Below are 15,836 nucleotides of genomic sequence, written 5' to 3'. Positions count from 1 at the left end.
TGTTTTCTACCTTGGGAACCATCTAGCTTACGTAAGTAAAAGATAAAAATCTAAAGGAGGAAAATATAGTGGATCCTGACTCATTTAACCGCTTAACTCATATAAATAACACAGTAACTGTATCTCTAGCAGTTGCAGCGATTGTTTTATTTCATGTTCGCAATGGCCGTTAAACTATTATTGAGGAATTAAATTAGACCTCATAAGAATAAATTGGACTAAATTTAGTATAATAAAAAGATAATAGAGGTGATTGGTATGATGCAAATTGAAGTAGTTTCTATTTTAATAGGTATAATCACTATCATCATAGCATTCTTCTTAGCAGTAAAGAAAAAAATACATCTGCTTAGAGGATATAATCATCAACGTATGTCACAGAGAAATAAGCAGAAATTAATAAACTTAATAAGTTCTTGTAACTTGATTTGTGGAACTATTTTAATCTTGGTACCAATTATGCTGCCATGGTGGTGGACTATGAATGCAATTTACTTTGTTCTTTTTGCAAATGTTTCCATTTTAATCTATTCGAATATAGTATTGGTTGATAAAAAATAATTCCATCTAAAGATATAGAGATGCTATTCTATACGTGTCGCTGTGGCACTAAATAGCTCGATAATCACAGACTGTATGGCTGAGCCTACATTCGTAGGATCCTGATTCATTTGTCTTCAGCCGCACCCCACCACCACATGAGCTGAAAACATAAAAATATAACCGCAGGGCATCAGACTAGGGAAAAGCAACCTGGTCATTTTTTATTGCAAATCTTTTTTCTTCTTTAGGCTTCCGAGTTGTACAGCTTCGTAAGCCAAAGGGAATTCAAAGGAGGAAAAAAGCAAAACCAATAAAACCTGTATATGCCATCGTAACAGAGAGCTGAGTTAGAAGCAGGTACAGTGCCTTTGGAGGAAGCCGGACAGAAAAACAGATTGAAACAGCCGCAGGCAGGAGATTCCTTAATAAGGAACGGGCATTTCTTTTTGGCCTGTATGGGGAGCATAGCCTTCACCTATACTGAAAATTAGCAGATGCAATAGCCCTTGTGGTAAAATTATAAGGTTAAAAATTTTAGAATGAGGTATTTGTATGAGCAAAATCAGAAAACGTAACCGTAGTAAGTTATTCATGCTGTTACGGGGATTAGCCGTCATCCTCGGGGGATTCATCGCAGCATACGGCCTGGAAACCGTGTTGATCCCTAATAATGTATCGGACGGAGGCGTCACTGGTATCAGTATCGTCATTTCCCAATTGGCGGGACTGCCGCTGGGAGTACTGATTGCATTAATCAATCTTCCATTTGTATGGTTGGGCTATAAACAGATAGGGAAAAGCTTCGCGATTTATTCGGTCATCGGAATCGCATCATTATCGGTGGGGACTGCGCTTATGCATCATATGCCGGCCATCATCGAGGGAGATACCCTGCTTGTCACCGTTGTCGGAGGTATCATCCTAGGTTTCGGTATGGGTCTTGCTTTACGTAACGGCGGAGCCGTGGACGGCATCGATATGCTGGCTGTGCTGCTGGCACGAAAGTTACCGTTCGGGACAAGTGATTTGATCCTATTCCTTAATTTATTTGTCTTCATCTTTGTATCCACTGTATTCGGTCTGACAGGAGCCATCCTCTCAGCAATCGCCTACTTTATCGCATCCAAGGTCATCCACATTGTTGAAGAAGGTCTCAGCGGTTCCAAAACCTTCAAGATCATTACAACCGAGCCTAAATTGATGGTGGAAACCATCCGAGACAGGCTGGGAAGAAGTGCAACCTACAAGGAAGCATACGGCGGCTATACACATGAGAAATTCATGGAAATCACATGTGTCATCAACCGTCTGGAAGAAAGCAAGCTCAAGGAAATCATCAAGGACATTGATGAAGGAGCTTTCGTTACGATTTATGATGTAGCGGAAGTCAAGGGCGGGAACTTTAGGAAGAGTGATATTCACTAAAGATCATCATGTCCATTCAGACAGAAAAATTATTAGGCAACCATTCAATAGTTATATTGAACGGTTGCTTTTTTATATGGTTATTTTCTAGGCAATCTTAGGGCTCCTTCGAATTTATTCGATGGTTTCGCTCATAATTTTTTTGGATCATATGATACTTGCTCATGCAGTGGAAAAAGTGTTAAACAGTCCTCGATTTTAGGAACTTCTACGCTGCTGATTCGTAATACCTTTTATAAGCAATTGATGGATAATCACTGTCAGCCAATCTGTAAATGGAGTGGATACTATGGGTTTCTGGATTATGGTAGTTCTTTTTAGTGCAATTATCATTGGTATTTCAATGATCTTTAAAAATAAGAAACCTGTAATGTTCATCATTCCATCCGGTTTTGCGATCGTAGGCATGGTTTTACTGATTCTTAGTTTCATAATTGGCGACTTTAGCGGAATGGGAATGACAATGTACAGCATAGCTTTGCTGATCTCTTCCGCAGCTGCATTGATTGTTATCACTTTCTTTGGCTTTTTGAAGAGCGCATAAGAAACTGTTATCAATTTACCTGAATAAAGAAAGCGGGGATGTAAGTGAACGTAGAAATGGATTTCTTCTGGATTGGTATGGGGCTGGCAGCATTCGGCTACTTTATCGGTAATGGGTTGAAGAATTTTAAAAATCCGGGAGCTTCGTTTCGGTTCGAAGACGAATATCCCGTTTTAATCAAGGAAAAGGATTTGCATACATATTTGAATCTCAGTAAGGCTGAGGTTGCCGATTTACTTGCCAAGCATCCCAATGCACCTAAAATTGAATTGAATGGGACATCGTATTATCCATACCAGCAATTTATGAAATGGATAACTTCCACTGAAATTTATCAAGGGGAAGAGAATAAAAAATCGTGAGAATGAAGTTAAGAACTAAAATACGGATAGCAGGTATGCCTGTGTAAAGGTTGGTCAATGAGATTCCCTATATCCCTTGAACCAGCTGTTTATCAAAAATAAAAGATGATACAGAAAAACGCATGTAAATATCCCTGAAGGAAAGGCACCTCAAAAGGTGTCTTTTTGTTTGCCATAAACATAGGGCACGTGGGCAAATGCAACGATTTAACATTTACACTGGACATCAAAGAAAAATGGCGTTATGATAGGTGCAACACCACTTGTAATACAAGTATACAAGTATATGAGTTTACAAGGTGGTCATTTAGGAATAGGAGTGTGGCATATGCAGCGAACGAGTGTAGAAGAGTTGAAACAACGTGCGATTGAATTACGCAAAACAGCAGTCACGATGGTGTATGAAGCTCAATCGGGGCATCCAGGTGGTTCGTTGTCGGCTGCGGATGTTATAGCTGCGTTATATTTCAGGGAGATGAATGTAGATCCGGCCAATCCAAAATGGGAGGATCGCGATCGATTTGTCTTATCCAAAGGACATGTAGCACCAATACAGTATGCGGCTTTGGCGTTACGAGGCTTTGTGTCAAATGAAAGCGTATACACATTGCGCCAGTACGGCTCGCCATTCCAGGGTCATCCGGATATGAAGAAATGTCCGGGGATTGATATATCGACGGGGTCGTTAGGGCAAGGTCTCTCCTGTGCTGTCGGCATGGCGATTGCGGGTCAGCGTGATGAAAAGGATTATCGCGTATTCGCCATGGTCGGGGACGGGGAATGCCAGGAAGGTCAGATTTGGGAAGCGATTCAAGCCGCTGTCAAATATAAGCTGGATAACTTGATCGTTTTCGTTGATAACAACCGCCTGCAGATCGATGGTTTCTGTGAAGATGTCATGCCGCTGCTTGATTTGGAGAAGAAATTCGACGCATTCGGCTTTGATACGACACGTATCGACGGGCACAGCATGGAGCAGATCGTGGAAACATTGGATACCTTTGCGAAACATAAGAACGGAAAGCCGAAGTGTATCGTGTGCGATACGGTAAAAGGAAAGGGTGTCTCCTACATGGAGGATCAAGCTGCGTGGCATGGTACAGCACCGAATAAAGAAGAATTCGAGTTGGCGATCAAGGAACTGGAAGGAGGCTTGCCGGTATGAGTGCAACCAAGAAAGCAGTCGAGAAAAAGGCTACCAGGGCAGCGTTCGGAGACGAGATTGTCCGCTTGGGTGAAGAGAATGAAGATATTTATGTGGTGGATATCGATATCGGAAAGTCCTGTAAGACAGATAAATTCATTGCCGCATACCCGATGCAGCATATCAATGTCGGGATTGCCGAGCAAAACGGTGCCGGTATCGCAGCCGGTCTTGCAACGACAGGGAAGATCCCGTTCATCAGTACGTATGCGGTGTTCGGATCGCTGCGTATGGCTGAGCAGATCCGTCAGGAAGTTTGCTATCCGAACCTGAATGTGAAAATCGCCTGCTCCCATGGCGGTTTGACACCTGGTAATGACGGCGGCAGCCACCAAGCGATCGAGGATATGGGTGTGATGCGTTCCTTCCCGAATATGACGGTGATCATGGGGGCGGATTATCATTCCACCCGCAAACTGATTGCCGAAGCTGCAGCGATGTACGGGCCGGTTTACCTGCGCTTCACTCGTGATGCAGTCCCGATGATCTATGACGAAAACGAAACATTCGAGATCGGTAAAGCAAAGCAGCTGCGCGAGGGAGAAGATATTGCCATCATCGCCAATGGTGACACCGTTCATATAGCGATGAGTGCTGCAGAGCAGCTGGAGGAGAAGGGGGTATCGGTCAAATTACTCGACATGCACACAATCAAGCCGCTTGATACGGAAGCAGTGAAGGAATGCATCGGCATCGGAAAAATCATTACAGTGGAAGATCATAATATCCTCAATGGACTGGGAAGTGCAGTGGCGGAAGTCATTGCCGAAGAAGGGAAAGGGCGCCTTGCGCGAATCGGTGTGCAGGATAGATTCGGTGAATCCGCCCCATACGGGAAGCTTCTTGAAATCAATGGCATCACCGTCGAAAACATTGTCGCGACAGCAACCGAATTATTGACAAATTAATAGCATAGGGGTCTGGAGAACATGTTCAAATTAGATGAAAGAGTCGCAATCGTTACAGGCAGTGGATCTGCAAAAGGAATCGGCAGGACTATCGCATTGACACTTGCCAAGCAAGGGGCAAAGGTGGTCATCGCCGACTTGAATAAAGAAGGCATCGAGGAGACGGTGGCTGTCGTCACAGAAGCTGGCGGAACAGCACTTGGAGTGGAAGTCAATGTGACGGATAAAGCTTCAGTCGATGCCATGGTGGAAAAAACGCTTGAAGCCTTCGGCCGGATTGATATTCTCGTCAACAATGCCGGGATTTCCCAGAAGGTGACAGTGGAAGAAATGACGCTGACCGATATCACCAAAATATTCAACGTCAATATGTTTGGCTTGTTCTTATGCACACAAGCGGTATTGGAGCCAATGCGTAAGCAAAAATACGGACGCATCATCAGCCTTTCTTCCGTGTCTGCCAAACGAGGCGGGGGTGTATTCGGCGGAGCGCATTATTCCGCATCCAAAGCGGCAGTGCTTGGCTTCTCCAAAAACTTGGCACGGGAAGTAGGTTTGGATGGCATTACCGTCAATTGTGTTGCGCCGGGATTGGTGAATACGGATATTTGGAAGTCGCTCCCGCAGGAAGATGCACTCCAGGTCATTTCTGGTATCCCGCTGGGCAGACCGGGGGAGACGAAAGAAATCGCCTCTGCTGTCGCATTCCTCGCCTCGGAAGAATCCTCGTATATAACCGGGGAAGAAATCGATATCAACGGTGGCTCGCATATGGACTGAGCAACGAGGGCGGGATGCTTGCCCGCCCGTCATCTGAATGAATGGAGGAATGATCTTGGAGCAGCACATGCTGGAGAAATCCACCACCCGGAAAGTGACATTACGTCTGATACCATTTCTGTTTCTTTGTTTCTTCATCTCGATCCTGGATCGTGTGAATATCAGTTTTGCCGCTTTACAGATGAATGAAGATCTTGGCTTTTCCAATGCTGTATTTGGTCTCGGAGCGGGTATATTCTTCTTAGGTTACTTCTTGCTGGAGGTACCTGGAAGTGCCATCATGACCAGGATCGGGGCCCGGCGCTGGATCAGCCGAATCATGGTTTCGTGGGCGATCATCGCGATCCTGATGGCATTCGTGACGGAACCATGGCAATTCTATACGGCTCGGTTCCTATTGGGGGTAGCCGAAGCAAGCTTCTATCCATGCATGGTCTATTATTTGAGCGGTTTCTTCCAGTCAAAGCACCATGCGAAGGCCATTGCAGCATTCATGCTGGCCATTCCCGGAGCCAATGCGGTCGGGGCGCCATTATCGACGTTCCTGATGCAGATCGAATGGTTTAATCTTTCAGGCTGGCAGTGGTTGTTTATTTTGGAAGCGGTTCCAGCTATGATCCTCGGTATCATCTGTTTCTTCTATCTGGATGATCGTCTGGAGGACGTGAAATGGCTAACCGAGGAAGAGAAGAACTGGCTGCTTCATGTTACACAAAAAGAAAAGGAGGCAAAGCAGCAGGTAAAGCACTATACGTTCGCGCAGGCACTTAAAGATCGTGATGTCCTGATTTTATCAGCGGGCTACTTCTGCTGGATGTTTGGCTACTATGGCATCAATATGTTCCTGCCGACCGTAACGGACACAATGGCTGAGTCATTGTCCATGAGTACACAGGGTCTGGGCTGGCTGCTCGGCTTGATGTATGCCATTGCGATGGTCGCAATGATCCTGGTAGGGAATCATTCGGATAAAAAGAACGAAAGACGCTGGCATGTGGCAGCTTGCTTGACGACTAGCGCCGTAGCGATGATCGCGAGCAGTTACGTTGCTGAAAGTAACATCATCCTGTCCTTTGTGTTGCTGACAATCGCATTGTGCGGAGCCTTTGGAGCTTATTCACCGTTTTGGGCGATCCCGCCTTCCTTCCTGACAGAATCTGCAGCTGCAGGCGCGATTGCCTTGATCAATAGCATCGGGAACCTTGGTGGATTCTTTGGACCGTATGCTGTTGGGTATATCCGTGATGCGACGGGCTCCTTCACGATGAGTATGGTTTTTCTTGGTATTAGCATGATTCTGAGCTCCATCATCATAATATTCCTAGTAAAGCAGTCCGGAAAAGCAGTGTCCCGGATGGCAGAAAAGAAGTTGGGTAAATCAAGCTGATGGCGGCATGGCCAAAAAATCAATCGGAGGCGAAGAAAATGGAAGAGAAATTGAATTCGAAGCAAACGATTATTTGTCAGGATTGCGAAGATGTGATCGATGTCACAGTCAGTCCGGAAGGCGGCCGTGTATTGTATGGAGTATGCCCGGAATGCCGGGAAGATGGTACTGCAGCTGAATGAAGCATAAAAGGAGTCAGCAGATGCTGACTCCTTTTATGCTTTCCAATAGCGTTCATATAGATTATCCATGTGCAGCTTCATCAAGGACTCTGCTTTTTCCTCGTCATGATCTTCGATCGCTTCGATCAAATTCTTATGCTCATGGAAGTTCACGCTGCGAAAGTCAGGTCTTGTCACTGTCCGATCCCTGATGAAGGTCCACATCTGCTGCTGCTTCATCGCATTGCTGATCGTGGCCATGAATTGAATGAACAAATCATTATGGGATGCCTTCGCGATACCGTTATGCAGCTTCTCATCCGTTTCCGGTACATATACCCCTTCATTCGTTTCCTGTTCCATTTGCTGGATTGTTTCATTCAGCTCTGCCAAATCTTCCTTTGTCGCACGCATGGCAGCAAATCGTACGATGAGCGGTTCAATATTCATCCGAGCTTCTACAATATCCTCAGGAGAGACATTTTTAAGGAAGGCAGGCGACAGCACTTCATCGGCCGGCAATGACTTGATGTAGACCCCTTCCCCTTGTCTGGAGAAGGTGAACCCGTTCATTTCAAGCGCGCTCAATGCCTGACGGACCGGTGCCCGGCTGACCCCGAATTGTTCGCAAAGCTCCCGCTCCGACGGAAGCTTGTCGCCGATCTTGAAAGCACCTGATTTCATTTGCTCGACGATCTGTTCGTAAATTTGTATGTATAGACGTTTGTTGGTAACTGGATTAAAGTTCATGATGACCACCTCGATTATAGGAGTTCCTGCTTAAATTATACTGGTTTGCCTGAAATACGGCAAAATGGGGGAACACCCAAAAAGAAAACGATCCTATATAAAGGATGGAGCTTAAGTTCGGATGTTTCTAGAAGGACATTTTTGGTAGGGAATCATCAGGCAGGCTCCTTATACTTTCGACTATGACTTCTGGATGAAGCTCCGGAATCATATGGCCTATATCCGGGATACGCTTCAATAAAGAATGAGGGATGTCTTTCTTTAGTCTCTCCGCCTGTGCAATCGTACCGAAAGGGTCCTGTTCCCCGACGATGATTACAACAGGTACCGTTATTTCCTTATACCGTCCACTGAGTTTTTTCGATGCTCCGGGAAAAGCGAGGACATCTTCCCGATTCGCTCGGAAGTGCCGCGGACGGAATCCCAATGCATAGGTGGCTTCGGTGTAGCCGGCGGGGACTGATTCGGGAGCGAATGTCTGCTTGACCATAGTATTTGCCATTCTTTTTGCTAAAGGCGTTTTCAAGAGGGTACGAAGCAGGATGCTTCCCAGCACGGGGGTGGTGACAATTTTGGATAGTATATCGCCATGTTCTGCAGGATAGCCCTCCTTATACATGGCACCTCCTGCGATGATCAGTCCGGCAGCCAGGGATGGAAATTGCAGTGCATAGGAAAGTGTCATGGTCCCGCTCCAGGAATGTCCGACTAAAATGATTGGCTGCTCCACACCGATTTTCTTTAATGCATGATGGAGAAGTACGGCCTGGGAGTCCGGAGTCGTTTTGCCGGCAGTCGATCTGCTGCTGTAACCATAGCCCGGTCTGTCGAAAGCAATTGCATGGAAGCCCTGCGCAGCCGCCAATTGAACAGCAGCTGCGAAATCCCTGCTCGAAAGCATGCCTCCATGAAGGAACACAACAGGCTGCCCCGTACCTGCTGATATGTAATGAAGTGTATGGCCGTCCACTGTTACGAATTTGCCTTGCGGGGGAAAAGCCTTTTCTGCTTTTTTGAACTCTGCATGATTAAATCCAACTAGGAACCCGATAACCAAAACGACAGCCAGCAATGCATAAATGATCATGAACTCCTCGCTCCTTTTTATCAATTTACTAATATAAGAAACAGACTGTATAAAAGTTTCATTTTATAAATGGGAATGAAAAAAGCTGTTTATTTTCAAAAGTGCAGTCATGATCATTATTGGGTTCAATTCGTCAAAAGTTCATTCAATGGGGCCGACTTATGGTTCGAGATACGGGGGGAGATACGTGCGGTCTTTTTCTTTGTTCGGATGACATTTTGGCAGGTACTATAGTAACGCCGTCCTTGGTAAAAAATGGACTTTCGTTATATATGGGCTTTTTTGAACCTTTGATATAATGGTAGGACAATAGCATAGGTGACTCAAGGGTGGTTTGCGCATTACTCTTTCCTTTATGGAGGGTGGTGTAGCGGATGACGGTGGCAGAGGCGTTGACGTTGATGATCGGCTTTGGAACGTTGATTGTTGCGATCTTGTCAGATAAGAACCAGAAAAAATAACCACCCTTGAGTTGGCAGCTCGAGAAGGGTGGTTCGTTTACCTCTTTTCGCGCAGATCCCCTAGGGGAATCATGCTATTACTGGACGGACCGATTGGTGTTGGCAGCACCGATCGGTCTTTTTCTGTGCACGAATATTATAGTAACGCAATTGGAAGGGATTGTCATGTGACTATTGGAGCAAAAGCTGCCTACTTATCCATTTCCTCAATCGGTTTTTGATAAACAGGTTTTGCATGCACTTTAGTATTCTATGTGGATATTTATTTTATTTGCAAGGATTTTTCCGCTATGACACAGGTCTGCATATGCATTTAGGACCAAATGGACAACAATCAATAATGCATCGGACCGATGGATTTTAGACCTAGTTATAAGCAGGGAGCAATAAAGCTTTGTCATAAAGGAAGGAGGAGTTCATATCACGAAAATGAATTAAAATTTTCTGAATGTATTGACTTTGGTATTTGCATAATTTATATTTCAAGTAACAAATTAATAAACTTATCAAGAGAGGTGGAGGGACTGGCCCTGTGATGCCTCGGCAGCAGACTTTTAAAGCACTGTGCCAAATCCAGCAAGCGTATGCTTGAGAGATAAGGGGAGTATCATGGATCGGTTTTTTAACCTCTTCTTATTTTAGAAGAGGTTTTTTTCATGCAGTGAATAAATTTGGATGGAGAGGGAGATGGAAATGGAAACAATCACTGTGAATGAATCAGCAAGATATTTGGAAACGGCAGCATTGCTTGCCCAAGAGTTTGCAAAGGACGCAGCAGAGCGTGATAAAGCTGGGGGCACAGCCAAGAATCAGCGGGATGCTTTACGGGAAAGCGGACTATTGAATATCCATATTCCGAAAGAATATGGCGGTAATGGGCAGCCTTGGTCACTTGTCCTTCGAATTGTCCGGGAATTAGCGAAAGCGGATGCAGCGCTTGGCCATCTATATGGCTACCATGCCTTTCAAACGGTTTTGCCGCATATCGCGGGTAATGCGAAACAGAAAGAGCATTTCTATACGCAATCAGCAAAAAACAACTGGTTCTGGGGAAACTCATCCAATCCGATTGAACCGAGCCTGATCGGAAAAAGACAGGGAGACAAATATATAGTGAATGGGCATAACACATTCAGCACAGGGGCCAGGGACTCTGACCGTCTAGCCATCACATGGTACGATGATGCTGAAAAAACAACCTTATATCTTGGGATCATCCCGACTTCAAGGACAGGCATCACGATCAATGATGATTGGGATGGAATGGGACAAAGGCAAACGGATAGCGGATCGGTAACATTTGAAAATGTTGTCGTGGAAGCAGATGAAGTTATTGATTTCACAGAATCCAAGGGAACACCTTTAGCTACTTTCGATGCCATTTTATCGCAAATCGTTTTAGCGAATGTTTTCGTGGGTTCAGCGGAGGGAGCATTGGAGGAAGCGAAGGAATATACGATTAATAAATCACGGCCTTGGTATCTGACAGACTATGAAAAAGCAATTGATGATCCATTCATCCAACGCAGTTACGGGGATTTTTGGATTGATATTCAAGCAGCAGTTCAATTGGTGGAAAAAGCAGGGAGAAAGGTGGATGAAGCTTGGGCGCAAGATCGTTCCCTCACGGAAGAGGAACGAGGGGAAACTGCCCTTTTGACGGGAGCGGCAAATGCTTTTGGGACCAAAGTCGCCCTGGATGTCACAAGCGGTATTTTTCAGGTGATGGGAGCACGTTCCGCTACGAGAAAAAATAACTTTGACCGCTTTTGGCGGAATGTCCGTACCCATTCCCTTCACAATCCCATCGAATATAAACGGAAAAACATAGGGAACTGGGTGCTGACAGGGGAATATCCAACTCCGACTGTATATTCATAAGAGAACCAGGTGACGGATATTTGACGAGTTTCTGCGGATTATGTGAAGCTTGTCCAATTCAAGGGACAGTGAAGGCTGCCGTGCTGCCGGATTCATTCGGGGCGCAGCAGCCTTATTTCATTTAATGTGAATATCCCGATTATATGTCCGCCATCATTGCCTGGATTCATCTTAGGCAAGTTACGGCGCGAAGCAGGTGATCCGAGAGACGCAGGAGAATGAAGAAAAAAGTGGAATATCGTTAGTCGTAAGGTTTTGAAAGATGTCTGGGCGATGTGCAATCGGCTATGTACGCCTTAGAATAAGAAGATGTAGAATTATCCTATCATAGCAATCAGATAAGAAATTATTGAGTATGCACGGAGATTAATGACTTCGCATTAATGATATACTGCATGTGCTTCTTGCTTATTCATTTTGTTTGTTTTACCAGATAAAAAGATACTGGACAAAGGAGCTGTGTACTTTGTTTTTAAAAAGAGTGAAGCTGTTGCGTGACGGCAAACACCACCCGCATGCCTATCCTTATTCCATACCAGCGATCCAGCAGCTCGATGAACTGGAATTGGCAAAGCCCGTGACTTTCTTCGTCGGGGAGAATGGGAGCGGGAAATCGACATTGATGGAGGCGATAGCCGATATATGCGGATTCAATACTGCTGGGGGAGGACGGAATAATATATATGAAGTGGACGCTTCCGAAGCGGCCCTGGCGGATGATATCCGACTGTCCTGGCTGCCGAAGGTCACGAATGGCTTCTTTTTGCGGGCTGAATCATTCTATCATTTTGCTTCTCATATTGATGAGATAGGGTCTTGGGATGCCTATGGAGGCAAGTCGCTGCACCATCAATCCCATGGTGAAGCGTTTCTTTCCTTATTTCAAAATCGTTTCGGCGGCAAAGCCATATATTTGCTTGATGAGCCGGAGGCAGCATTGTCTCCGCAGCGGCAGCTGACATTTCTGCGCATCATCCATGACCTGGAGAAATCAGGGGAAGTGCAATTCATCATTGCGACACATTCACCAATCCTGCTCGGCTATCCTGGAGCGGAAATCCTTCATTTCAGTGAGGAAGGTATACAATCGATTGACTATGAAGAGACGGAGCATTATCAGATCACGAAAGGGTTTCTGCAAAATCGGGAAGGGTATTTGAAACATTTGTTTTCGGCAGAATAATAGGTTTTATATCATTCTTCAGGTCATTTCTAAGCGGGAATGGCCATTTTTAAAGCAGGGTACAGGTTCTCTTCTGCAGCCCATTCCTGTAATATGAAAAGAAAAAATTGTAAAAATGAGGAGAACCTACATGTCGATCATGTTCAAAGAGATGGATACGGAACAAGTGCAGCGTTATATGGAATTCATGATTCCCAGCTATGCTGAAAATGTATCCAGCAATACGGGTATTCCGAAAGAAGCAGCTCTTCATGATGCAAAAACGCAGCTGCATACTTTATTAGCGGAAGAAAATAGAAAGAAGGATCAATATATTGGGTATATTTTCTGTGCCGAAAAGGAAGCGAATGTCGGTGTTATCTGGTATAACACCCAAAAGGAAAGGGACAGGATATTCATTTACCATATCTACATAGAGGAAGCATTCCGTAAAATGGGCTACGCCAGTGCAGCACTGACACATATGGAAGAGGCGGCAAAGCATGAAGGCATCGGCAATCTGGCATTGAACGTATTTGCGGCTAATGAAGCTGCGCAGCATTTATACAAACGGCTGGGATATGAGACAGCTTCCATGATGAAGACGAAGAAGCTATGAGGAGGGATATCATGGAGATACGCATTTGTAAGGAAGAGGATTTGGAATCATGCAGCGATACATTTGCCATGGTCTTTAAGGAAGCCCCGTGGAATGAAGCCTGGACAGCGGAAACTGCAAGTGCTTATTTGATGGATTTTTATCAAACGCCAGGCTTTACGGGTATTGTGGCTATTGAAGGGAAGGAAGTCATCGGCTTTATCTTTGGAGCGAAAAGGAAGTGGTGGTCTGGTGATGAATTCTTTATCAACGAGATGTGTGTACGGGCTGATCAGCAGGATAAAGGCATCGGGAAGGCATTATTGGACTATCTGCTTCAGACAACCGACACCAAGACGATAACCTTGCTGACAGACCGGGGGTTACCTGCCGAGACCTTTTATAAACGAAACGGATTCCAGGAAATCGAAAGGATCATGTTTCTTAGCCGGGAAGTCTAAAAATCAATATAAGCAGGTGCCATAATGAAAAAACAGTCCGTATCTTTTTAGTCACCGATACACGGATCGGGAAGCAAGCCGTGTTGCTGATGTTATTAGCAATCATTAATAGTAAACTATCTGACAGAAAGTCTGAGCTGGATAATAATGTCCATTGAAAGAGGTGATAGAATTTGCTGTCAAAAAGACAGATTGAAATTCTTGAGTTGCTCGAGCATGGCGACAGAAATACCGGTAAACGGATTGCAGGCATGCTAGGCGTTACAGCGAGGACAGTAAGGGCTGATATACGTGTGCTTACCAGTACGTTACCAGCTTTCGGAGCGTCCATCGATTCGAAAAGAGGTAAGGGCTATAAGCTGACTGTGGAAGATCCAGAGGCATATAAAAGGATGAAAATGCAGGCATTAGAGCTGGAGGATCAATCAGATCGTTTGTCAAAATTAGCACTCTTGCTTTTAAAAAGAAAAACTTTCCTGAAATTGGTGGATGCTGCAGATACATTATATGTCAGCGAATCCACTATTAAAAACGATCTGAGAGTGCTTAAAAAAGAATTGGAATCCAGGGGGCTTAAGGTTATCACCAAGCCAAGATATGGGATTCGTATTATTGGATCTGAGAGACAGCTGCGAAATGTGTATCGTTCCTATCTTGAAGCAGATTCAATTGTACCGGGGCTGAAGGGGCAATTGTATCAACAGCTGCGGCAATTGGTCGTTTCAGTGCTCGAGGAAGAAGGTGCGTTGGTAACGGAGATCGGCATCGAAAATCTTGTCATCCATATTTGGATTGCCAGTGAACGGATGGATGCAGGTTTGGTAGCGGATATATCACCATCAGATAAAGAAAATCTTTCCCGACTGAAGGAATATCAAGTTGCTGAAAAGCTAGCAAAAAGCTTGGAAAATATATTGGGAGTAAAACTTCCTCAAGATGAAATTGTGTACATGACTATGCATTTACTGGGAGCTAAATCAGTTTCCTATGAAGAAAATGGCATGAAGGACTTTGAAAAGATAGTGGATCCCAATATCATAGAGATTTCAGCAGCACTGCTTCGTGTAGCAGACGAGCATATGCAGCTTTCCCTCTCTGCAGATAAAAAGCTTCTCAGTGGCCTTGCCCTGCATCTAAGGCCAGCATTAAATCGCTTCAAATATGGACTAACGATTCGGAACCCGATGCTTTCTGAGATTAAGCAATCATATCCAAAAGCATTCGATGCCAGCGTATTGATGGGGAAAAAGCTGCAGGAACTGACGGATGCGGCAATCAATGAGGATGAATTAGGCTACTTGGCCTTACATGTAGGAGCTGCGATGGAAAGGCAGGAAAGTCAGCGAGTGAAGAAGCAGGCTTTGGTTGTATGTGCGACGGGGATAGCCAGTTCGCAGCTGTTGTATTATAAACTGCAAGCGCGATTTAATGGCAGAATGGATATTGCAGGGATATGCAGTGCTGCAGAATTGCAAACACGGTCACTTGAAGATATTGATCTCATTGTATCTACAGTGCCTCTGCCAGGTTCCCTGTCTGCACCTGTTGTTAACGTCCATACACTGCTCCGGGAGTCTGATGTAGGTCAGATTGAACAGATAATCGCCGATAGAAAGCAGACATTGTCAGCCTATATCCCGCCAGATCATATCTTTTTACAGCTATCCTGCACCAATAGGGATGATGTATTGCAGTTCCTGGTTGAGCAAATGGAGAAGCGCTTTGATGTCCCAGCCAACCTTCTGGCACTCATAAAGGAAAGGGAAGAAATGGCCCCGACATTTCAGGAAAACCATGTTGCAGTGCCGCACCCTATTTATCCAGTCATGGACGAACCAGTTGTGCTTTGCTGTACATTACAGCAGTCCATTGATTGGGGAGGAAATGCTGTGCAGGTCATATTCCTTTTTTGTATACCAAAACAATATAATGGTGATTTGCAGGAGCTTTACGAAAGTATGGTTGCTTTTATCGAGGATAGACAAAAAGTGAAAGAGCTTATTCAAGCGCAGGATTTAGAGGCCTGCTTCCCCCTGTTAAACTGATTGTACAGCCTTTTTCCTATGAAAGAGGAAAAACAATGTATGTAAATGTAAGCGCTTTTATAATAGACTCTGGTATA

At 44.8% G+C, this 15,836-nt stretch carries 17 protein-coding genes and 1 riboswitch; of the genes, 15 read left to right on the top strand and 2 right to left on the bottom strand.

Annotation, left to right across the window (positions count from 1 at the left end):
* The first annotated feature begins 258 nt into the window (after positions 1-258).
* The 9 genes from MHI54_RS05505 to MHI54_RS05465 all read left to right on the top strand — a co-directional run bounded on the left by MHI54_RS05505 (position 259) and on the right by MHI54_RS05465 (position 7,335).
* Entirely contained in the window at positions 259-561 is a 303-nt protein-coding gene (locus tag MHI54_RS05505; protein WP_143594471.1) for a hypothetical protein, read from the top strand.
* A 534-nt stretch (positions 562-1,095) separates the two neighbouring features.
* Positions 1,096-1,968: a YitT family protein gene (locus tag MHI54_RS05500; RefSeq protein WP_095215131.1), complete on the top strand. Its 873-nt coding sequence runs from the start codon at positions 1,096-1,098 to the stop codon at positions 1,966-1,968.
* A 289-nt stretch (positions 1,969-2,257) separates the two neighbouring features.
* Positions 2,258-2,512, top strand: coding sequence for a YesK family protein (locus MHI54_RS05495; RefSeq protein WP_340082564.1), 255 nt, complete (start codon positions 2,258-2,260; stop codon positions 2,510-2,512).
* Between the two features lie 56 nt (positions 2,513-2,568).
* Complete coding sequence (locus MHI54_RS05490; protein ID WP_095215129.1) at positions 2,569-2,874, top strand: DNA-binding protein; 306 nt, start codon at positions 2,569-2,571, stop codon at positions 2,872-2,874.
* Between the two features lie 328 nt (positions 2,875-3,202).
* Positions 3,203-4,039, top strand: a complete 837-nt coding sequence (locus tag MHI54_RS05485) for a transketolase (RefSeq protein ID WP_198946024.1) — start codon at positions 3,203-3,205, stop codon at positions 4,037-4,039.
* Positions 4,036-4,986 carry a transketolase C-terminal domain-containing protein gene (locus tag MHI54_RS05480; protein ID WP_340082562.1) on the top strand — a complete coding sequence of 317 codons (951 nt, stop codon included), beginning with the start codon at positions 4,036-4,038 and terminating at the stop codon, positions 4,984-4,986. Before MHI54_RS05485 ends, MHI54_RS05480 begins: the two co-directional genes overlap by 4 nt.
* A 21-nt stretch (positions 4,987-5,007) precedes the next feature.
* Entirely contained in the window at positions 5,008-5,766 is a 759-nt protein-coding gene (locus MHI54_RS05475; protein WP_340082560.1) for an SDR family NAD(P)-dependent oxidoreductase, read from the top strand.
* Positions 5,767-5,821: 55 nt separating this feature from the next.
* The gene (locus tag MHI54_RS05470) at positions 5,822-7,153 is read left to right on the top strand and encodes an MFS transporter (protein WP_340082559.1); all 1,332 of its coding nucleotides are present in this window, start codon (positions 5,822-5,824) and stop codon (positions 7,151-7,153) included.
* Between the two features lie 38 nt (positions 7,154-7,191).
* Entirely contained in the window at positions 7,192-7,335 is a 144-nt protein-coding gene (locus MHI54_RS05465) for a GapA-binding peptide SR1P (protein WP_143594470.1), read from the top strand.
* A 33-nt stretch (positions 7,336-7,368) separates the two neighbouring features.
* Here MHI54_RS05465 and MHI54_RS05460 read toward each other — a convergent pair whose 3' ends face one another.
* Together MHI54_RS05460 and MHI54_RS05455 are read right to left on the bottom strand one after the other, a co-directional pair.
* Positions 7,369-8,064 carry a FadR/GntR family transcriptional regulator gene (locus tag MHI54_RS05460; protein ID WP_340082558.1) on the bottom strand — a complete coding sequence of 232 codons (696 nt, stop codon included), beginning with the start codon at positions 8,062-8,064 and terminating at the stop codon, positions 7,369-7,371.
* 127 nt (positions 8,065-8,191) lie between these two features.
* Positions 8,192-9,151, bottom strand: a complete 960-nt coding sequence (locus MHI54_RS05455; RefSeq protein WP_340082557.1) for an alpha/beta hydrolase — start codon at positions 9,149-9,151, stop codon at positions 8,192-8,194.
* Positions 9,152-9,525: 374 nt separating this feature from the next.
* Here MHI54_RS05455 and MHI54_RS05450 point away from each other — a divergent pair, with 374 nt between their 5' ends.
* The 6 genes from MHI54_RS05450 (at position 9,526) to MHI54_RS05425 (ending at position 15,759) form a co-directional block, all read left to right on the top strand.
* Positions 9,526-9,612: a putative holin-like toxin gene (locus MHI54_RS05450; RefSeq protein WP_255374702.1), complete on the top strand. Its 87-nt coding sequence runs from the start codon at positions 9,526-9,528 to the stop codon at positions 9,610-9,612.
* Between the two features lie 500 nt (positions 9,613-10,112).
* Positions 10,113-10,214: riboswitch (SAM riboswitch) on the top strand.
* A 91-nt stretch (positions 10,215-10,305) separates the two neighbouring features.
* A complete protein-coding gene (locus MHI54_RS05445; protein ID WP_340082556.1) occupies positions 10,306-11,493 on the top strand; it encodes an acyl-CoA dehydrogenase family protein in 1,188 nt (395 codons plus the stop codon).
* 466 nt (positions 11,494-11,959) lie between these two features.
* Complete coding sequence (locus tag MHI54_RS05440) at positions 11,960-12,676, top strand: AAA family ATPase (protein WP_095215121.1); 717 nt, start codon at positions 11,960-11,962, stop codon at positions 12,674-12,676.
* A gap of 130 nt (positions 12,677-12,806) precedes the next feature.
* Positions 12,807-13,274 (top strand): GNAT family N-acetyltransferase, encoded by a 468-nt coding sequence (locus MHI54_RS05435; protein WP_340082555.1) that lies wholly within the window; start codon positions 12,807-12,809, stop codon positions 13,272-13,274.
* A gap of 11 nt (positions 13,275-13,285) precedes the next feature.
* Complete coding sequence (locus tag MHI54_RS05430; RefSeq protein WP_095215119.1) at positions 13,286-13,714, top strand: GNAT family N-acetyltransferase; 429 nt, start codon at positions 13,286-13,288, stop codon at positions 13,712-13,714.
* 173 nt (positions 13,715-13,887) lie between these two features.
* Positions 13,888-15,759, top strand: coding sequence for a PRD domain-containing protein (locus MHI54_RS05425; protein WP_340082554.1), 1,872 nt, complete (start codon positions 13,888-13,890; stop codon positions 15,757-15,759).
* Positions 15,760-15,836 lie beyond the last annotated feature (77 nt).

It is taken from the genome of Terribacillus sp. FSL K6-0262, assembly GCF_037977385.1.
Classification (GTDB): Bacteria; Bacillota; Bacilli; order Bacillales; family Amphibacillaceae; genus Terribacillus.
The sequence above is the reverse complement of the archived record's forward strand: the minus strand, read 5'-3'. Positions and strand labels throughout refer to the sequence as shown.